The organism is Paenibacillus xylanilyticus, from assembly GCF_009664365.1.
Classification (GTDB): domain Bacteria; phylum Bacillota; class Bacilli; order Paenibacillales; family Paenibacillaceae; genus Paenibacillus; species Paenibacillus xylanilyticus_A.
In genome coordinates, this window is the sequence record NZ_CP044310.1 from 5147501 (window position 1) to 5166234 (window position 18734).

The 18734-nt window shown below is 47.7% G+C and carries 20 protein-coding genes and 1 other annotated feature (1 of these 21 cut by a window edge); all 20 genes read right to left on the reverse strand.

Going from position 1 to position 18734, the window contains the following annotated elements; translation table 11 throughout:
* Window positions 1–1487 carry the 5' portion of a LysM peptidoglycan-binding domain-containing protein gene (locus F4V51_RS22910; RefSeq protein WP_153979756.1) on the reverse strand. It extends 136 nt beyond the left edge of the window, so the window shows 1487 of its 1623 coding nt (coding positions 1–1487); it begins with the start codon at window positions 1485–1487; its stop codon lies off the left edge, out of view.
* 193 nt (window positions 1488–1680) lie between these two features.
* On the reverse strand, window positions 1681–2565 hold the full coding sequence (gene ilvE, locus F4V51_RS22915) for a branched-chain-amino-acid transaminase (RefSeq protein ID WP_153979757.1): 885 nt from the start codon (window positions 2563–2565) through the stop codon (window positions 1681–1683).
* Between the two features lie 142 nt (window positions 2566–2707).
* Complete coding sequence (pheA, locus tag F4V51_RS22920; protein ID WP_153979758.1) at window positions 2708–3589, reverse strand: prephenate dehydratase; 882 nt, start codon at window positions 3587–3589, stop codon at window positions 2708–2710.
* A complete protein-coding gene (gene thrB / locus F4V51_RS22925; RefSeq protein WP_153979759.1) occupies window positions 3586–4554 on the reverse strand; it encodes a homoserine kinase in 969 nt (322 codons plus the stop codon). Before thrB ends, pheA begins: the two co-directional genes overlap by 4 nt.
* Window positions 4551–5621, reverse strand: coding sequence for a threonine synthase (thrC, locus tag F4V51_RS22930; protein WP_153979760.1), 1071 nt, complete (start codon window positions 5619–5621; stop codon window positions 4551–4553). Before thrC ends, thrB begins: the two co-directional genes overlap by 4 nt.
* A 119-nt stretch (window positions 5622–5740) precedes the next feature.
* Window positions 5741–7027, reverse strand: a complete 1287-nt coding sequence (locus F4V51_RS22935; RefSeq protein ID WP_095293333.1) for a homoserine dehydrogenase — start codon at window positions 7025–7027, stop codon at window positions 5741–5743.
* A 107-nt stretch (window positions 7028–7134) separates the two neighbouring features.
* Entirely contained in the window at window positions 7135–7572 is a 438-nt protein-coding gene (locus F4V51_RS22940) for an ACT domain-containing protein (protein WP_153979761.1), read from the reverse strand.
* 244 nt (window positions 7573–7816) lie between these two features.
* Complete coding sequence (gene obgE, locus F4V51_RS22945) at window positions 7817–9127, reverse strand: GTPase ObgE (RefSeq protein WP_153979762.1); 1311 nt, start codon at window positions 9125–9127, stop codon at window positions 7817–7819.
* A gap of 15 nt (window positions 9128–9142) precedes the next feature.
* Entirely contained in the window at window positions 9143–9880 is a 738-nt protein-coding gene (locus F4V51_RS22950; RefSeq protein ID WP_095293322.1) for a Spo0B domain-containing protein, read from the reverse strand.
* 161 nt (window positions 9881–10041) lie between these two features.
* Complete coding sequence (gene rpmA / locus F4V51_RS22955) at window positions 10042–10353, reverse strand: 50S ribosomal protein L27 (protein WP_095293321.1); 312 nt, start codon at window positions 10351–10353, stop codon at window positions 10042–10044.
* Between the two features lie 23 nt (window positions 10354–10376).
* Window positions 10377–10706 (reverse strand): ribosomal-processing cysteine protease Prp, encoded by a 330-nt coding sequence (locus F4V51_RS22960; protein ID WP_095293320.1) that lies wholly within the window; start codon window positions 10704–10706, stop codon window positions 10377–10379.
* Window positions 10707–10719: 13 nt separating this feature from the next.
* Window positions 10720–11031 (reverse strand): 50S ribosomal protein L21, encoded by a 312-nt coding sequence (rplU, locus tag F4V51_RS22965; RefSeq protein ID WP_095293319.1) that lies wholly within the window; start codon window positions 11029–11031, stop codon window positions 10720–10722.
* Between the two features lie 14 nt (window positions 11032–11045).
* Window positions 11046–11130 (reverse strand) — a sequence feature (ribosomal protein L21 leader region).
* Window positions 11131–11186: 56 nt separating this feature from the next.
* A complete protein-coding gene (locus F4V51_RS22970) occupies window positions 11187–12437 on the reverse strand; it encodes an Rne/Rng family ribonuclease (RefSeq protein ID WP_153979763.1) in 1251 nt (416 codons plus the stop codon).
* A 106-nt stretch (window positions 12438–12543) separates the two neighbouring features.
* Entirely contained in the window at window positions 12544–13404 is an 861-nt protein-coding gene (locus F4V51_RS22975) for a M50 family metallopeptidase (RefSeq protein ID WP_153979764.1), read from the reverse strand.
* Complete coding sequence (locus F4V51_RS22980; protein ID WP_162009979.1) at window positions 13397–14275, reverse strand: M23 family metallopeptidase; 879 nt, start codon at window positions 14273–14275, stop codon at window positions 13397–13399. Before F4V51_RS22980 ends, F4V51_RS22975 begins: the two co-directional genes overlap by 8 nt.
* Window positions 14276–14511: 236 nt before the next feature.
* The gene (minD, locus tag F4V51_RS22985; protein ID WP_024633965.1) at window positions 14512–15306 is read right to left on the reverse strand and encodes a septum site-determining protein MinD; all 795 of its coding nucleotides are present in this window, start codon (window positions 15304–15306) and stop codon (window positions 14512–14514) included.
* Between the two features lie 3 nt (window positions 15307–15309).
* Window positions 15310–15972 carry a septum site-determining protein MinC gene (gene minC, locus F4V51_RS22990; protein WP_095293315.1) on the reverse strand — a complete coding sequence of 221 codons (663 nt, stop codon included), beginning with the start codon at window positions 15970–15972 and terminating at the stop codon, window positions 15310–15312.
* A 74-nt stretch (window positions 15973–16046) separates the two neighbouring features.
* Window positions 16047–16580, reverse strand: a complete 534-nt coding sequence (gene mreD, locus F4V51_RS22995) for a rod shape-determining protein MreD (protein ID WP_153979766.1) — start codon at window positions 16578–16580, stop codon at window positions 16047–16049.
* On the reverse strand, window positions 16580–17455 hold the full coding sequence (mreC, locus tag F4V51_RS23000; RefSeq protein ID WP_095361430.1) for a rod shape-determining protein MreC: 876 nt from the start codon (window positions 17453–17455) through the stop codon (window positions 16580–16582). The genes mreD and mreC overlap by 1 nt, the downstream gene beginning before the upstream one ends.
* Before the next feature lie 185 nt (window positions 17456–17640).
* Window positions 17641–18675 carry a rod shape-determining protein gene (locus tag F4V51_RS23005; protein WP_095293312.1) on the reverse strand — a complete coding sequence of 345 codons (1035 nt, stop codon included), beginning with the start codon at window positions 18673–18675 and terminating at the stop codon, window positions 17641–17643.
* Window positions 18676–18734 lie beyond the last annotated feature (59 nt).

Sequence of the window (18734 nt, forward strand, 5' to 3'; positions counted from 1 at the left end):
GTCGTGCCTGTTTTTGCAGAAGCTTGCTTGGTTTTGCCCCCTACTTCCGTTACTTCTTCTCCGGATACATTAGACTGGCTTAAATCCGCTTCTTCACGTCCACCTTTTTTAGTTCCAACATTGCCTTGAGCTGGGTACAGTTCCCCAAAAGCTCCCAGAGGAGATGGGGGCACCATGTTTTGTGAAGGATACGGATTCTGATATGCATACTCTACGGGCTGGTTTGGTACAATGTTTGGCCCCATATGCGTCTGTACACCATACGGGTCATACGAACCATACATTCCCCACGCAGGATCCTGATAACTGTAACCAGGGTGGCCATAATGGGGGTTATGCATATGTCCGCCACATCCACAAGGTGGATACGGAAGTGTTGAGTAAGGGGAAATAAACGGCTGTTGGTTCATATGTGTATCAGCAACGAATGGAGGGAATGGGCTGTTGACTTGTGCAGCAGGTGCGACTGGATAAGCATTTTCCTGCTGATATTCGGGAGCCAAATTCGGCGTATAGTTATTGTGGTTCTGCTCTGTCCATTGACCTTGATAAGAAGGGCTCACCGAATAAGGAGTAGCTTCAGGTAGCCCTGGGAACCCAGAATTGTGATTATATCCAGAAATATGTGATGATTCAGGAACAGCATAAACCTCTTGAACAGGGACAGGGATTTGAGCATATGGATGCTCAGCCGGCGCATGATGCAATTTTTTTCCACATCCACAAGGAGATTTGCTCGCGGGTGAAACGACAGACGGCGACTTCGTATTAGGGATGACTGGTAGCGGCATAATTTCAGGGGAAAGATTAGGCATGGTGTATGTTGGCACTTCCGGCAAAGGCTGTACTTCAGCAATTGGAGCGAGCTGTTCTTTTTTCTCAGGTGCCATCTCTGGTTTAACCTCAGGGAGCTCAGGTAACTGCGGCAGTACTTCCAATTCAGGCATCACATTTGGGATGACAGGATTTGCTGGTAAAGGTGCTGGTGCTGGAGTAGGAGCTGGCGTCTCTTCTACTGCCTTAGGTATCTCCGGTGCTGGTGGTGCTGGGGGTGCTGGCTCTTCTTTGACACCTGTATACTCCTTGCCTTCAGGCGAAAGCTTTTCATGAGCAGCAACATTACCTGTACTGCTTCCTGTAACCGTATTTCCCTGAACAGGTTGGGAGGGGATATAGACTGTCTCTCCTACAAGCAGGGCGTTCGGGTTTTTCAACTGAGGGTTCGCGTTGATCATATCCTTCAATGACACTCCCCAAGCCTGAGACAGCTTCCATAAAGAATCACCTTGCTGGACTTTGTGACTATGCAGTATTCCTTCCGGTTTTGGTGTTACAGGCTCTGCTGGAATTTTAACTTTCATACCGATATCCAGCTTGTCGGGATCAGTAATTTGCGGATTAGCCGCAATAATTTTGTCCAGGCCCACATTATATTTTTGGGACAGTAAATATAGCGTGTCGCCTTTTTTCACCATGTGTATTTTCACGGGGAACTAACCTCCTAGACGTGTTACTTGGGCAGTGCATTCGCCCATACCGTTACTACATCCTATGCAGAAACTGGGCTAATGACATCATCTAAACAAAAAAAATCCTCCCTGCCTCCAAAACCCGCACCCGATGTAGGATGCTGATCTTATTGGACAAGAAGGATATTGCATTTCAATATGTTCAGAAGGGTTACGCTTCCCAAACCTTATAACCGTCTTTGTCTACAATTTGACGGAACGCTTCGAGCAATCTCAATGTGACTGGGCCAGCTACACCCGATCCAATTGTTCTTCCATCAACCTCATATGCAGCGATGACTTCTGCGGCTGTTCCCGTGAAGAAGACTTCGTCAGCGATGTACACATCATGCAGGGTAAACGGAACTTCTTTTAGCTCCAGATCGAGTTCACCACATAAATCGATGATGGCCTGACGCGTGATTCCTTCCAGCGCTCCGAGGTAACAAGGCGGTGTGTAGACTACCCCATTTTTGATAATGAAAATGTTGTCACTAGATCCTTCGGTAACATATCCTTGGGAATTCAGCATGATTGCTTCGCCAACACCTGCATAGTTGGACTGGATTTTAACAAGTATGTTATTCAGATAATTTAATGATTTGATTTTGGGATTCAGTGCATCCGGGATATTCCGGCGCTGAGATACAGATACGGCCTTTAACCCTGTCAGATACGCTTCCTCAGGATAAATTGCCAGCTGCTCCACAATAATAATAACAGACGCTTTCGGGCAGCGCAGCGGATCCAGACCCAGATTACCAGGTCCACGAGATACGATTAAACGGATATAGCCGTTACGCATATCATTGCGGCGCACTGTTTCTGCCATTACTTCTAGCATTTCATCATAGGATAAAGGAATGTTCAAACTGATCGATCTTGCCGAATCGTACAGACGGTCCAAATGCGCTTTGCATCTGAAAATATTGCCGTTATAAATCCGGATACCTTCGAAAATTCCGTCCCCATACAAAAAGCCGTGATCATACACGGAAACGGTTGCGTTCTCCTTGGTTACATATTGACCATCCAAATAAATCCACTGTTCTGACATGGATGACTGCACCTCCGTTTAATTTCCAATCATTATCTCCCGAATCTTGAATTGTTCCATTACATTGTACAACATGGGGCAGGCTTTTACGTTAACGTTTTACCCATCTCAATGCCAATCCTCAGCAAATCCTACCCGTTTATTAGGTGGTTTTCAATGAAGGATATGTATAGCAGGGATAGCTGCCCAGAACACGGACCTGACAATTCAATGCCTCGATCTCAGCCATGGCTGCTGTGAGCAATACGGATTCTACGGTTTCTTCAACATCGATATAAAAATAGTAACTGCCCAGCCTTTTCTTCGTAGGACGAGACTCCAGCCTAGTCAAATTCAGCTTTCTCCAGGCAAATGCGGACAATACCTGATGCAGAGCACCAGGTGCATCTTCAGGCAGTGTAACCAGCAAACTTGTTTTCACATGATCCGGCTCACGTTGAATCTGCACTGGCTCATGACCAATCAGTACAAAACGGGTGTAATTGTTATCATGATCCGTCACCCGTTCAGCCATGATATTTAATCCATGCTTTTGTGCAGCAAGGCGGGTGCCAATAGCGGCCCAGCCCTTTCCGGGATTCTTTTTTACCAACTCGACCGCTTCTGCCGTACTATTGACGCCCTCAAGCTCAGCATCCGGGCAATGAAGACGGATAAAGTTCTGGCACTGCGGAATGGCTACCGGATGAGACATGATCTTGGTAATTTTGCTGAAGTCGTATGCACCGCTCCCGTCAGCGAACTCGGAACCATGTCCAATCACATTTTGTATGGAAGGATACACCCACTCCGCTTGCATTGGAATGTCCACTTCGTTAACCAGCCAGTCCATATGCAAACTAACGGAGCCTTCAATTGTATTTTCAATGGGAATAACGCTATATTGTGACTTGCCACTGTCCGTGGCGCGAAACACATCAGAAATCAGTTTGGAATGAAGCAGCTCCAGTGGTTCCCCATTAAACAGAAATTCTACAGCTTCATGGGAAACAGAGCCTTCAGGTAATACGGCAATTCGTTTCATGCTTTAACTTCCCCTTTAATTCTGTCCAAAAAAGGACGTTCATCTTGATCAGGCAGCACGGTTACACCGTCCAGGTCCGGATCCAGCCATAGCGGCGTTGCATTAATGCCTTCCTTGCCCATGGTCTCCATCAAATACTGTTCCAGCTCAGCTTTGCGGGGATCATGCCGATCCACCAATGTCAGAACCGTTGGTCCGGCTCCACTTAGTGCAGCTCCCAAAGCACCATGCTCTACAGCATGTTCCAATATTTCAGTCATGCCAGGTACCAAAGATGCCCGGTATGGTTGGTGAATACGATCCAGCATCGCCCTTTGTATCATATCCAGTCGTCCGCTGGCCAGCGCTGCAATCAACAGGGAAGACCTGCTGATATTATGCACGACATCAGACTTGTCAAATTGCTGTGGAATGACATTTCTTGCTTTGGAAGTCGATAGTTCGAAGTCTGGCACAATGACCAATGTCTGCAAATCCTGATGCGGCTCAATACGGATGTGATCCACACGACTTCCATCCCAAGCAGCCGCAATAATACCGCCATATAGAGAAGCCCCCACATTATCCGGGTGCTTTTCGAGCGAAGTAGCCATATCCATGAGCTTATCGTCCGATAGCGGAGAACCAATTAAAGCGTTCGCGGCAGCCAGAGCACCAACTATGGCAGATGCGCTGCTTCCCAGTCCGCGGGTAAGAGGAATATCCGAAAACATGGAAATCTCCAGTTCAGGAACAGACACGCCCGCCTCTTTGAATACCATCTGTGCGACTTCGTAAATTAGATTGGATCTATCCGTTGGCAAACCATTCAGATGATCTCCATACAGATGAAACACCGTCTGTTCGGACGGCTTCATCTCAATCCAGGCATACAAAGACAATGCCATGCCCAGGGTATCAAACCCTGGACCCAGATTGGCTGTACTTGCAGGTACTTTTACTGTAACTCGTTGCTGCAAACTCATACGGATTGCTGCTCCAGCTGTGCAATAGCCGCCATAACCGCTTCTTCCGAATCATCGACTACAAGCGGCTCTGTTGCTACCGTTTTGATCGCGATGTTCGGATCTTTCAAACCATGACCCGTCAAGACACATACAACCGTCTCTCCGCCTTTAAAGTATCCTTCCTGCTTCAATTTATATACTCCCGCAACCGAAGCAGCCGATGCCGGTTCAGCGAAGATACCTTCCCGCGCTGCAATTGTACGATATGCTGTCAAGATTTCCTCGTCCGTTACATAGTTGATCTGTCCACCGGACTCTTCAGCCGCAGTCACAGCGGTCTTCCAGCTAGCCGGGTTACCAATGCGAATCGCAGTGGCCACAGTCTCCGGCTCAAGAATCGGCTCTCCCTTAACGATTGCCATCGCGCCTTCTGCTTCAAATCCAACCATGCGCGGCAAGGAGTCCGATTTTCCCGCCTCTTTGTATTCTTTGAAGCCTTTCCAGTAAGCAGAGATATTCCCTGCATTGCCGACTGGAATTGCCAGTACGTCAGGTGCTTGACCCAGTTGATCCACCACTTCAAATGCAGCTGTTTTTTGACCTTCGATGCGGTAAGGATTCACAGAGTTCACCAGTGTGATAGGGTGCTTCGCTGTAATCTCACGTACAATTTCAAGTGCACGGTCGAAGTTACCGTTAATCGCAATCACTTTGGCTCCGTAAATCATGGCCTGAGCCAGCTTGCCCAGTGCGATGTTATTGTTAGGGATCAATACGATACAGTTCAGACCACCGCGTGCAGCATATGCTGCAGCAGCTGCAGAAGTATTGCCTGTGGAGGCACACATGATCGTACGGCTGCCCTCTTCCATAGCTTTTGCAACAGCCATTACCATACCGCGGTCTTTGAAAGAACCACTTGGATTCAAGCCTTCGTATTTAAAATATAGATTCAGTCCAAGGTCCTTGGACAGATTTTCGGCATGAATCAGTGGAGTGTTTCCTTCCTGAAGCGTAAGCATAGGTGTATTTTCATTAACCGGAAGGTACTCTTTGTACGTTTGCAGCAATCCTTGATATCTCATTGTAGTAAGCTCCTTTATGATTAAGTAATACGAATATGAAGACCTGAAATTATAGTATTAAAAATTGTACATTCCATTTAACCTAGCCATTCGAACGTTATATGATTAGAAAAATAATTTTAACCCTCAACCCGATATACACTCTTGATCCGGCGTATAACACTAAGAGATTCAAAGTGTTTCAACACTTTATCCATGCTTGCCTTGCTTGCATTATGAGTAACGATGATGATCTCGGCATCCGGGTTATGCTCGTTCGGCTGTTGAACGACCGAAGCCAGGCTGACTTCATACTCTGCAAAAATCTGCGTGATTTGCGCCAAAACGCCCGCTTTGTCGTCCACATGCAGCAAAATGAAGTTCTTTGACATGATCTGTTCATCGCTTTGCAGACGCTTCTGCTTGTAAGGAACGATGGCTTTAAGTCCGTTTACGCCAAGCTTCAGATTTTTGATCACAGCCACGAGATCTGCAACGACGGAAGTGGCCGTTGGGAGTTCACCTGCACCCGCACCATAGAACATCGTTTCGCCTACTGCTTCCCCGTGTACATACACTGCATTGAACACGCCATTAACGGAGGCAATCGGGTGACTCTGTCTCACCATGGTAGGCTGAACACTGATATTGATCTCGTCATCACGGCAATCCGCAATTCCAAGGAGTTTCATCTCATAACCGAGTCTTCTGGCATACGTAATGTCCTCACGGGTTACGGATGAAATACCACTAACCGCCACATCCTGGAGCTCCACATTGGTGCGGAAACCCAGCGTTCCCAATATTGCCATTTTGCGAGCGGCATCCAGTCCCTCCACATCCGATGTTGGGTCAGCTTCCGCATAACCCAGAGCCTGTGCCTCTGCGAGGACCTCTTCATAAGAAGCACCTTCCTGGCTCATTTTGGTCAAAATGAAGTTCGTTGTTCCGTTCACAATCCCCATAATACGGGTAATCCGGTCAGATGAGAAACCTTCAATCAGGGTGCGGATAATGGGAATCCCACCAGCTACGCTGGCTTCATAGAAGACATCACATTTCTTCTCCTGTGCCTTCGCCAAAATCTCGGAGCCATGGAGAGCCATTAGATCCTTATTTGCCGTGACAATATGTTTTCCCCGCTCCAGCGCTTCAAGAATGTACTCTTTCGTCTGTTCGATACCACCCATAACCTCCACGATCACATCGATGTCCGGGTGGCGAATCACTTCCCACGGATCTTCTGTCAGTTTGGCTCGATCCACAGCAATGACGCGATCCTTAACCGTATTTTTTACAGAAATCTTCTCGATAACAATCGGTGAGCCGACCTGACTGCTCAGATCCTCCTGGTTTCCTTCCACGATGCGAACAACCCCGGTACCTACGGTTCCGAGTCCCAATAATCCTACTTTTACCGGTTTCACCAACGATCTACCCCCTAATGTCTTTTATGTCTGCCGCCTCTGTACACTCTCTATGTACAATGAAGCAGTTTTTTTCATATATCCGGACGTTATGAGATAAAATCCAGTTAGCCCTGACCTACAATCCGTGTGCGCCGAACCCCCGGCATATCCTGCATCCGTTCCAACATTTCACCGATTTCTCCGTGAAGATGTGACGTTTCTACCGAGATAACGACATTGGCTCTTCCTTGAAGCGGGATACTCTGATTAATCGTGAGTACGTTGGCTCCATATCCAGCCACATGTCCCAACACGCGAGACAATATACCAGACTGATGCTCCAGATCAATCGATATGGTAACGATTCTTTCCCGTTCCAATTGGTTGATGAGGTGAATTCCATCCTTATACTTATAAAAAGCACTTCGGCTTAATCCGACCTGCTCTACTGCTTCATGCACTGTTTTGACATCCCCCGAAGCAAGCAGCTCTTTCACCTGCATCGTCTTCACCACTGCTTCTGGCAAAATGTCTTCCCGTACTAAGTAATAGCGTTCATTCACAGAACGTCCTCTCCTCAAAGACTCATGTTTTCATATAGTGGACATTATATCGGATCTATACTAAAAGGGCAATACGTTACATGTCTATTTTTTTCAAAACCGTTTCTCAAAGTATACAAGGTTCTCTCTACCTCATGTTAGGAAAAAACAAAAAAACGCAGAGCAGCGGGTCTTTTCCCACTTCTCTGCGTCTGCATGTTCATTTATACGTGCACAGCCATACATTAAATTTTACTTGCCAAACTTAATAGTAGCTGCTGCCTTCTACGAATTCGAATTCAAAATCACCGATGCGCACAATCGTACCTTCTTCAGCACCACGTTTACGGAGCTCTTCATCCACACCCATATGACGCAGTGTACGCGCCAATTTAAGGATGGCCTCATGCGAGTTCAGCTGCATCCGTTTCATCATGCGATCAATCTTGGCACTCTCAACAACAAAGATTTCATTCTCCCGCACAATACGGAAGCCTTCGTCCTCTTTCTTATCCAGACTGTACACTTTGCGTTCCGATATGTCCGCTACTTCCTCCACCACGACTTCGTCCGGAATCTGATCAAGCAGATCTGCCGCACGATACAGGAGTTCCTGAATTCCTTTGCGAGTCAGGGAAGAAATTGGCATGATCTCAATATCCGGCTGAACTTCACGAACCTTTTGCATAAATTGCTCCAGATTCTCTTCCGATTCCGGCATATCCATTTTGTTGGCTGCCACAATCTGAGGTCTCTCCGCGAGTGCCGGATTGTACAGCTTCAGCTCGTCGTTGATTTTGACCCAGTCCTCAAACGGATCGCGTCCTTCCGAACCAGACATATCCACAACGTGAATAATGATGCGGGTACGTTCAACATGACGCAAAAACTCATGTCCAAGCCCGATGCCTTCATGAGCACCTTCAATCAATCCTGGCAAGTCAGCCATTACGAAACTGCGTCCTTCACCCACACCAACTACACCCAGGTTAGGTGTAATGGTCGTAAAGTGATAGGCTCCGATCTTCGGCTTCGCCGCTGATACAACGGACAGCAGGGTCGATTTCCCGACACTCGGAAAACCAACCAAACCAACATCCGCCATAACTTTAAGCTCTAGCACAATATAGCGCTCTTCGCCCTCTTCACCATTTTCGGCAAGTTCAGGTGCTGGATTGTTCGGTGTTGCAAAACGGATATTCCCCCGGCCGCCTCGGCCACCACGCGCAACGACAACCTGTTGACCATGACGCGTCAGGTCTGCTAATACCTCTCCACTGTCTTCATCCAAAATCACAGTCCCCGGTGGAATACGCACAATCATATTCTCAGCGTTCGCACCATGCTGACTTTTATTACGTCCCTTCTCGCCACGAGGGGCCTTGAAGTGACGCTGGTAACGGAAATCCATCAATGTACGCAAACCTTCATCGACGCGGAAAATGATGTCAGCTCCTCTGCCTCCATCACCCCCGGCAGGTCCGCCGTTTGGTACATACTTCTCACGACGGAACGAAATAAGTCCGTCCCCTCCGTCTCCTGCTTTTACATAAATCTTCGCTTTATCTACAAACATGGCTACCCCTTCTTCCTATATTCCACACGGCATTCTAAATTGTATAAACGTGTCTTCAGACGGAAGCTGCTCCGTTCTGACTTTTTTTCCTTTGAGTACGGCATTAAGCTGCCGTAATGTTTCCGGATCGGGTGTTTGATCCCCGTCCAGCCGAACAACCACATCCCCATGGTCTTGTCCGAAGTTCAAGGTCAGTTTGCGAACCTCTCCCCAAGACGACCGGCCGCCACCGTATTGATAGGCTCTGATTGCATCTGCAATTGCGCCCGTAAGCGACTCGCCATCCTCGGGAGAGATCAGAGCACTAAGCTGCAATTCTTCCTCGACTTCCACATGCAATTCCAGAGCGGCGCCACTGGCACGAAAAGACTGGAGATAAAAAACGAGTGAGGGAATGCCTAATTTGGAAATCCGACTTTCCTCGGTTACCCGTTCTTTTATTCTTTCCACACATTGCACGGATTTATCAAGTTTGCCCAGCCGAAGATATCCATATAACACCTGAAGATCGTTCATCCAATCATGCCGATGATGATTTAGTGATGCAATTGCTGTCTTTTCCATAGATTGTATGATGGTTCTGCGTTCCGCTTCCGCCTGTCTCTTCATCACATTCATTGAAACAAAGATTACGGCCACGGACCACAATGCGCATACAGCACTCGAAATGGCTGCCGGATACAGCACAACGAAAACCAAAGGAATCAGAAGTGAACATGCCGCAATCCACGGCACTCTTTTCCAAGATTTCATGGCTTCTCCCCGTTCTACAAAACTCGGTTGGTTTTAAACCCCACCGTAACCAAGTATAACATGTCTTTTCTGCCAGTTCATTATCGAAAACATCTATACCATCCTAAATACAAAGAGCCTCCGGCAAAATTGCCGAAGGCTCCTTAGGCGGAATGCCGATATTATGCTTTTACTGCAGCTGCTACTGGAGCAACGTCCACAGGGTAGATGCTTACTTTTTTGCGATCGCGTCCCCAACGTTCGAATTTCACAACGCCGTCCACTTTCGCAAACAAAGTGTCATCTTTACCGATACCCACGTTCGTACCTGGGTGAATTTTTGTTCCGCGTTGGCGAACAAGAATGCTACCACCAGTTACTGTTTGACCGTCAGCACGCTTAACGCCAAGGCGTTGTGCTCTACTGTCACGACCGTTCTTCGTGGAACCTACACCTTTTTTCGATGCGAATAACTGAAGATTTAATTTCAACATGATTGGTTGTCCTCCTTCTTTACTTATTTGAGTTGCTCTATCTTAATATACTTCCCGTATGACTCTGCAATATCAGTGAGCATAAGAACCATAGATTCGAGCAGCAATTGCACCTGGGACCAAGTTCCGTCTCTCTCCAGCACTGGCAAAGAAGCGCTTAAAAAGCCATTCTTCATTTTGGCATCCATTTCGACACCCGTCAATGCTTCGATCGAATTCACTGTACCCACTGTAACAGCGGATACCCCGGCACATACGATATCTTCTCCCCGCTTGGCATAATTGGCATGCCCTTTGATGGAAAAGCGATCGATGCTCTCGTCATCGTTACGAAAGATTTGAACGATAATCACTTATCGCACCCTCTTACGCTTGGATTTTCTCAATAGTTACTTTAGTGTACGGTTGACGGTGACCTTGCTTCACATGGTAGTTCTTTTTCGGTTTGTATTTGTATACAACAACCTTTTGACCTTTGCCATGTTTCTCCACTTTAGCCGTTACAGTAGCTCCGGAAACCAATGGTGTACCTGCTGTCAAACCTTGATCGTTAGATACAGCCAGGACACGGTCGAACGTTACGCTTTCGCCATCGTTCGCAGTCAATTTCTCGATGAACAGAACATCGCCCTCTTGGACTTTGTACTGTTTGCCGCCTGTTTCAATAATTGCGTACATTTGCCTTGCACCTCCTCATGTCTCAGACTCGCCCGGTCTCAGGTGACAGCCTCCTTGCGGAGCTGTTCTTGTACCCGTCCAGTGCGGTTACAGCATGTGCAAGACCAATAGGCTAAACACATACCTGATGATTATATCATCATCGCGAGCAAAAATCAATGCAATGGTGAAATATATCTTTTACCTGTCCCGTGACAAGAAGAACAGGGCTCCACATAAGGAAGTGTACTTTCTTCCCGGACTTTTTTACGTGTAAGTTCAAGCAGACCCAGCTTGGTCCAGCCCATGACAAAAGCCTTGGTTCGATCTTTTTTGAGTTCAGCCTCCAGCGCTGCAGCAACTTCCTGCCGATTGGTTGCTTCCTCCATATCGATAAAGTCCACAATGATCATGCCACCAATGTCCCGCAAACGCATTAAACGTGCAATTTCGATGGCTGCCTGCATATTGGTTTCCGTTACGGTTTCTTCCAGACTATCCCCGCCGCCTCCGGTGAATTTGCCTGTATTAACGTCCACCACGGTAAGTGCCTCTGTATGATCGATGACGATGTAACCTCCGCCGGGGAGCCATACTTTGCGTGCAAAATCCTTATTGAGCTGCTCTTGAACGCCATACGCAGCAAAGATGGACTCTGCGCCCCGGTAAACCTGTACCTTCGGCTGATGACCCGGACAGATCTCCTCCAGTAAAGCCCTCACCTCCCGGGCTTGTCCTTCACTGTCTGTAATAACCTCATCGCTGCCTGGAGTATACACATCCCGAATAATTCGCTGAACCATGCTGTGATCCCGATGCAACAGGCTCGGTGAAGGCAAACTGTCAGCTTTTTCGCATATCAAACGCCACTGCTCACGCAACGATTCCAAGTCAGCCTCTATGGCCTCACGCTGCTCTTCTGCGGATACGGTTCGAATGATCAGCCCTTCCTCCCCACGTCTGAGCTGATCTCCCAATGCCTTAAGACGGGAGCGATCCCCTTCACGGGCAATCTTCTTCGAGACGGCTATGTAGTCCGCTATCGGCATGTAGACAAGCCATCGGCCCGGTAGTGAGTAGTGTGTCGTCACCCGGGCTCCTTTGCTTCCTACCGGCTCTTTTAGAACCTGAACGATGACATCCTGACCTGGACGAAGCAATTCGGAGATTGAAGGTTTCACCTTGGGTTGTTTCTCCAAATGAGGGTGCAGGACATCATCCACATATAGAAAGGCATTTTTTTTCTGACCTATATCCACAAAAGCAGCCTGCATACCCGGCAGCACGTTGACGACCCGTCCTTTGAAAAACGAACCAAGCAGTCCGCGTTCGCGTGTACGTTCTGCTGTAAATTCCACAGCTTTGCCTTCTTCCAGAAGCGCCATTTGCATGAGGTTGTGTTCATTATGTACGATCATTTGTTTCATGGCTTGACCTCTAGAAGACAATTCAATTCATCCACATCCATTCTGTGTCTTTGCAATTCTCAATGTATATGTATTACCCCAAATCGGGACGAGTTCAACAACCATATTACAGTTTATCTGTGTTCTGCTTGAAATAGGAACCGATAATTCGCTGTTCAGGCAAAACGGCCATAATTCGTCCCTGTCTGTTCATCACATATACCATATGATATTTCTCTCTCTTTAATAGACGCAGAATAGTGTCCAAAGGTTTCGCCGGAAATGAGATTATCGGCTGTGCCAAACTGCCTGTAGCCGCATGATGGGCAAATGCACCTTCCCGATTCATCAAAAAGCGGATAAAGCGATATGGTACGTTTCGATAATCGGTCACGTTGGAATAGAACAGAAAGAGACCAATGAGCAAGATATTCAGCGGGAGCCCGTAGTCTCCAGTGATCCATTTGCTGATGGCAAACAGAATAACACCTGTACTGCATAGGATGCTAATCCGATAGGTCCACATTAATGTCGTATAGTAAGGAGCAATCAGACTGACGAGTGCCTGTACAATTTTACCGCCATCCAGCGGAAGTACGGGCAGCAGATTAAACAGCGCAATCAGTAGATTCCCTTGGATAATGTACGCCAAGAATACGGGATCTCCGAGGTTGGCGTACTGCAGGAGCATGGTGATCCCAACCATCAATATGTTTTGCAGAGGACCGGCCAGCGCAATGATAATTTCCCGCCCAGCCGTAAGCCGGCCCCCGTCTTCAATAACAGCCACACCGCCAAACGGAAGCATCTGAATTGACAGGACACGGTAGCCCAGAAGGGCTGCCGCCGCAGCATGTCCACATTCATGAATAAATACGATCGCAAACAGGGTGATGAGTTCTATGAAATGTCCTGTAGCCAAGGAAGCCAGCATAATAATGACAAAAAACGGATGAAGCGAAATGCGTACACCCCACAACCTAATCAAGGGCAACCACTTCCGCAGGATCTACATACTCTTCGCCCTCTTTTACTGCAAAGTACAGCGTGGCAGGTTGTTCTCCGCCTGTGGACTTGAGGCTGCCAACGACATTTCCGGCCTCCACCCAGTCATTCACTTCGACTTCACTCTCGTTCAGTCGGCCATATATCGCAGTCAAGCTGCCTGTATGCTGGATGACTACGGTTATCCCATTCTCTGCATCACCAAGAACTTGCAAAACTCGTCCTGCATCCGAACTGACCACCTGTACAAATCCAGTTCCTTCTGCTTCGGGGACGATCTCTATGCCCTTCATGCTCAGCGCAAATGGTTGAACGATTGTCCCAGAGAGCGGTTTACCCAGCAGTGATCTAACCCCCGAACCATTAACTGCATCTGTGGAGTGGCCCAGCACGGGCAGGAAAGACGGCGTTCCGCCGAAGTGCCGTTCATACCAGAGAGCAGCTGAGGCAAAGTCCATGTCCCGATGCAGCGCATCTGCAATTACCGTTTTGGGTGAAGATGCCCATGACGCATTGAGTTGAAACAGTCCCCATACCGCACCAAAAACCAATGCACTGACTACGGTTCGACGCACCAATGATTTCACCAGGTTAAAACGTGTATGGCCACCTGAACCGTAATGTCCGTTCTCTTTTTTCCACAGCCATTCAGGATCCCTTTCCTGTTCTGCCAGTAGTGATCCAACATGTCTTGTCTGATCCTGTATATCAAAAGAAGAAGTAGGTCTCGGGCTCTCGGCAATCTTCTTGCTGGGCCCCGGGTTCGCTTCCTGCATTATCTCCATCGCCGCGCCATCCAGCAACCGCCGTATCCGTTCTTCTCTTCTTTGCTTGATTCGAAGTTTCGTATTCATGGTATATCCTCCCGCCGAGGCTTGTTTAATACATCCTATGAAGAGCTCTTTCATAATATGAACAAGCTTCCGGGTCAAAGCAAAATAACTCCACCCAGGTGAGATCAACCTGCCGAGTGGAGTTTAATGTAGAGAAAAATGATAGGGGGTTCTGTGCTGAACGCATTAAAAAGGCCGGGCTGCAAAGGCCGCGGCGGTAAGTATTCATATCTATGAGGACGATTGTATTAACCCTTTTAACCCATACCAAAAAACTTTTTAAAGCGTGAGAATGCGCCCTTTTTCTGCTCTAACTGCATCAGTGGAACCGTATCTCCCAGAATGCGACGAGCAATGTTCCGATAGGCAATCGCTGCAAGCGAGTCTGGATTCATGACTGTAGGTTCTCCAGAGTTAGCCGCTTTGATGACAAGTTCATCATCTGGCACAATACCAATCAGATCAATATTGAGGACTTGCAAAATACCATCAATATCAAGCATATCGCCCGATTTGACCATGTTGTTCCGAATACGGTTTACAACCAGCTTCGGTGATTGAATATGCGAGCTCTCGAGTAGGCCGATGACCCGATCCGCATCACGTACAGCAGCGTTCTCCGGTGTAGTCACCACGATGGCCTGATCTGCTCCAGCGACCGCATTTTTGAATCCCTGTTCAATCCCGGCAGGGCAATCGATAATGACATACTCAAAATCTTTTTTCAATTCCAGAATGATGTCCTTAACCTGTTCCGGAGATACAGAGTTTTTGTCTCTTGTTTGTGCTGCAGGCAGCATATACAATTCTTCGAAGCGTTTGTCTTTTACCAACGCCTGATTCAGACGGCAACGCCCGTCTGCCACGTCACACAGATCATAAATGATCCGGTTCTCGAGTCCCATCACAACATCCAGATTGCGAAGGCCGATATCGGTATCTACCAGACAAACTTTTTTTCCGAGCAGCGCCAGCGCTGTTCCGATGTTTGCTGAGGTGGTTGTTTTACCAACGCCGCCTTTACCCGAAGTGATCACGATCGCCTCTCCCATGAGCTACACTCCTTTAAACACATTAAAATCTCGGCGCAACCGAACGATATTGCTCATCTTGTCGATCTGCATCTGATTGTCCTGTAAATAAGCAAATTCCATCCCGGTATCCCGGCTCTCCCATTCATCAGGGGGACGGCTGATGATATCAGCGATTCGAAGCTGCGTCGGTGCAAATACCGATGCGGCAATGATTGACTCGTCGTCCCCGCCGATCCCAGCGTGAGCCATGCCTCTGAGTGAACCCAAAACATATATATCTCCGGTACACGTCACCGTGCCCCCCGGATTGATATCCCCAAGAAACAGGAGATTCCCTTCGTGATGAAGCACTTGACCTGAACGCACCATGCCACACATCGTAACAATTGGCGGTGGCCCTTTAACCTCTGGTTTAAGGGCTGGTGAATCGATGGAGCGAATGAGCAGATTCCCTTTTTGCTTCAAAATGTCCAATATCGCTTCTTTTTGGTCCTCTGTCACTTCGCGGCTGCCCAGTTTGATATCCACATGAACAATCGGTCCGGTCAAAATATTTTGATGGCTGTGTTCCAGCTTATAGCGGAGCTCATAGAGCAATTCCTCGAATTCACATTGATCGTCCAACAGGAAAACCAAGCCGTCTCGGATGCCTTTAATCGTTACGTGATTCGATTTTACCGTCATAAGCCTGTCCCTCCCATCTCATTACATTTCGTGCCCGGGCCTCGAAGTTCCTGCTTTTCACTCTATAAAATGTATCAGGATGCTTCCTGCACCTTGCTCTTTCTTTTGCCGATACGCTCCAGCTGCTTACGCAGCGGAGTATATATGATCAGAGCAAACACGAAATGAATGAACAGATTGGGAATCATATATTCAAGCAAAGCCCAGTCAAAGGTCACATGATTGAGGCGGAAGAGCTTATATAAAAAGAACAACATGGTGTCGTTAAGCAGACTCCCCAAAATTACGACTGTAACCATAACTGGAAGTGGTGCACGCGGTGCCTGGAATATAAGTCCCATCATATAAGCAGATAACCCCATTGCAAATCCATAAGGTCCGATCATCTCTCCATAAAATACAACGTCATGAAGCAGTCCAAAAAAGATGCCGAGCACCAGAGCAGTGTGGCGATGATAATATACAGCAATAAACAGAATGACGATATAAACCAAATTGGCCGAAATGCGCAGTTGCCATCCGGAAGGAATAAGCAGTGGCAAAATCGTTCCTTCCGCGATGAACAGAACGAACAGCAACAGGAACAAGACTTGCTTGCGTGTCACCATTACTCCTTCACCTCGGGAGGAATAACCACCATCAGCTCTTTCCAATCCAGGAAGCTTGCATAAGGTTCTATCGTTGCTGTACGCGTGAGTCCATATTCGCCAACTTCAATTTTCTTGACTTCCCCGATTCGCATGTACTTCGGAAAATTATTGATAATACCTGATGAGATAATTTCGTCACCTTTTTTGATATCAGACTCTTCCGAAATTTTGGTCATCTTGAACATGCCCGTCTTGGGATCAAAGCTCTCGATCATACCGAAAACCGTATCTTCCTTGCCCACCGCCGTTGCTGCGATGGCATTGGAGTTGGGATCGTTGGCATCCATCGAGGTTAGCAAATTCACCGTTGAGGTATAGGCACTAACGTGACTGATCACCCCAACCAGACCATCCTGGGAAGTGACGGCCATGCCTGGCTTGATATCCGCATTCTCCCCAATATCAATATTGATCGTTCTGCTATTGGGATCGGAATTGGCACTGATGACCTGTGCAATACGATATTCGTAGTTATACCGATTTCTCTGTTCAGCCGTAAATTTTAGCAAATCCTTATAACGATCATTGGTTTTTTCCATCTCGTTATACTTCAGTCGATCCCGGGTATAGTGCCCCATCGCGATTCGCAGCTCTTCATTCTCTTGATATACCGCACGCATGTTCGCTACATCTTTGAAAAAGCCCGCTACAGCAGAAGCGGGCTTGTAAAATACGTATTGTACAAATCCGACTGAATCCTTCAGGAATTTTTCCGGCCAGGATAGAGCGGTTCGCGGACCGAGCGTAAAGCCCATTAACGCGATAAATGTAACAAGGCCCACCAGCAAAACAAAAAGTCTTTTGTTGCCCAGCAGCTTAAACAGTTCGAACACCCTCTAACATCCATATTCTCTTCCGAGCTATGCCCGGCGGGGAGACGTGCAGACTGATAGTCCCTTCGAGAATATTCGCTGATCTCCCCGGGTATGCGGGTAATAGCTCTCCCGGCTGAAGCCGGGTCCTCTTCGTTGGCAACTGACGCTTAACTCAAACGTGACATTAAACGATAAGTGCCGGATTAACGTTTGGAACGAACTGCCGAACTGCTTCTGCTTTTGAACAAATGGATGTTCTCAAGAGCTTTACCTGTTCCGATTGCTACACAATCGAGTGGATTTTCCGCTACGATGACTGGCATACCTGTCTCACCAGCCAGCAGCTTGTCCAGATTGCGGAGCAACGCGCCGCCGCCAGTCAACACGATACCGCGGTCCATAATATCTGCAGCAAGCTCAGGAGGACATTTTTCCAAAGTTACTTTCACAGCTTCAACAATAGCATTTACCGTATCTGCCAGAGCTTCGCTGATTTCATCCGATGTAATCGTGATGGTCTTAGGCAGACCTGTTACGAGATCGCGTCCGCGAATTTCCATCGTTTCCACTTGTTCCAGTGGCATAGCTGAACCGATTTCCATTTTCAATTGTTCGGATGTACGTTCACCAATCATCAGATTGTACTGACGTTTAATATACTGGATGATCGATTCGTCCATCTCATCACCAGCTACACGAACCGAACGGCTTGTTACGATTCCGCCGAGGGAAATGACCGCCACTTCTGTCGTTCCTCCACCGATGTCCACAACCATGCTGCCTGTTGGCTCCCATACCGGAAGATCTGCACCAATGGCTGCTGCAAATGGCTCCTCAATTGTGTATGCTTCACGCGCGCCGGCCTGTTTTGTTGCATCTTCAACCGCACGTTGTTCTACCGCTGTAATTCCAGATGGTACGCATACCATAACGTTCGGGTGACGCTGGAACATCGAGCGCTGTTTCTGCGCCTGGCGAATAAAGTATTTGATCATCGTTGCCGTCGTATCAAAATCGGCAATAACGCCGTCCTTCATTGGACGAATCGCACGAATGTTACCAGGAGTACGTCCGATCATTTTTTTGGCAGATTCCCCGACAGCCTCAATGCTCTTGGTATCTGTCCGCAGAGCAACCACCGAAGGCTCCCGCACCACAATTCCTTTTCCACGTACATAAACCAGCGTATTCGCTGTCCCCAAATCAATACCCAAATCTTTCGTAAAACCACCAAACATGACGTAATCTCCTTTTCTGACTCATATTGCCGCCCTCTTAACGTTCAGAGCGTTTCATT

Excerpts from the sequence above, each read along its gene's own strand:
- F4V51_RS22950 (WP_095293322.1), bottom strand. The coding sequence starts at position 9,880 with ATGAAATCTTGGAAAAGAGTGCCGTGGATTGCGGCATGTTCACTTCTG.
- rpmA (WP_095293321.1), bottom strand. The coding sequence starts at position 10,353 with ATGTTGAAATTAAATCTTCAGTTATTCGCATCGAAAAAAGGTGTAGGT.
- F4V51_RS22970 (WP_153979763.1), bottom strand. The coding sequence starts at position 12,437 with ATGAAACAAATGATCGTACATAATGAACACAACCTCATGCAAATGGCG.
- mreD (WP_153979766.1), bottom strand. The coding sequence starts at position 16,580 with ATGGTGACACGCAAGCAAGTCTTGTTCCTGTTGCTGTTCGTTCTGTTC.
- F4V51_RS22980 (WP_162009979.1), bottom strand. The coding sequence starts at position 14,275 with ATGAATACGAAACTTCGAATCAAGCAAAGAAGAGAAGAACGGATACGG.
- ilvE (WP_153979757.1), bottom strand. The coding sequence starts at position 2,565 with ATGTCAGAACAGTGGATTTATTTGGATGGTCAATATGTAACCAAGGAG.
- F4V51_RS23005 (WP_095293312.1), bottom strand. The coding sequence starts at position 18,675 with ATGTTTGGTGGTTTTACGAAAGATTTGGGTATTGATTTGGGGACAGCG.
- obgE (WP_153979762.1), bottom strand. The coding sequence starts at position 9,127 with ATGTTTGTAGATAAAGCGAAGATTTATGTAAAAGCAGGAGACGGAGGG.
- thrB (WP_153979759.1), bottom strand. The coding sequence starts at position 4,554 with ATGAGTTTGCAGCAACGAGTTACAGTAAAAGTACCTGCAAGTACAGCC.
- thrC (WP_153979760.1), bottom strand. The coding sequence starts at position 5,621 with ATGAGATATCAAGGATTGCTGCAAACGTACAAAGAGTACCTTCCGGTT.
- minC (WP_095293315.1), bottom strand. The coding sequence starts at position 15,972 with ATGACGGTAAAATCGAATCACGTAACGATTAAAGGCATCCGAGACGGC.
- minD (WP_024633965.1), bottom strand. The coding sequence starts at position 15,306 with ATGGGAGAGGCGATCGTGATCACTTCGGGTAAAGGCGGCGTTGGTAAA.
- pheA (WP_153979758.1), bottom strand. The coding sequence starts at position 3,589 with ATGAAACGAATTGCCGTATTACCTGAAGGCTCTGTTTCCCATGAAGCT.
- rplU (WP_095293319.1), bottom strand. The coding sequence starts at position 11,031 with ATGTACGCAATTATTGAAACAGGCGGCAAACAGTACAAAGTCCAAGAG.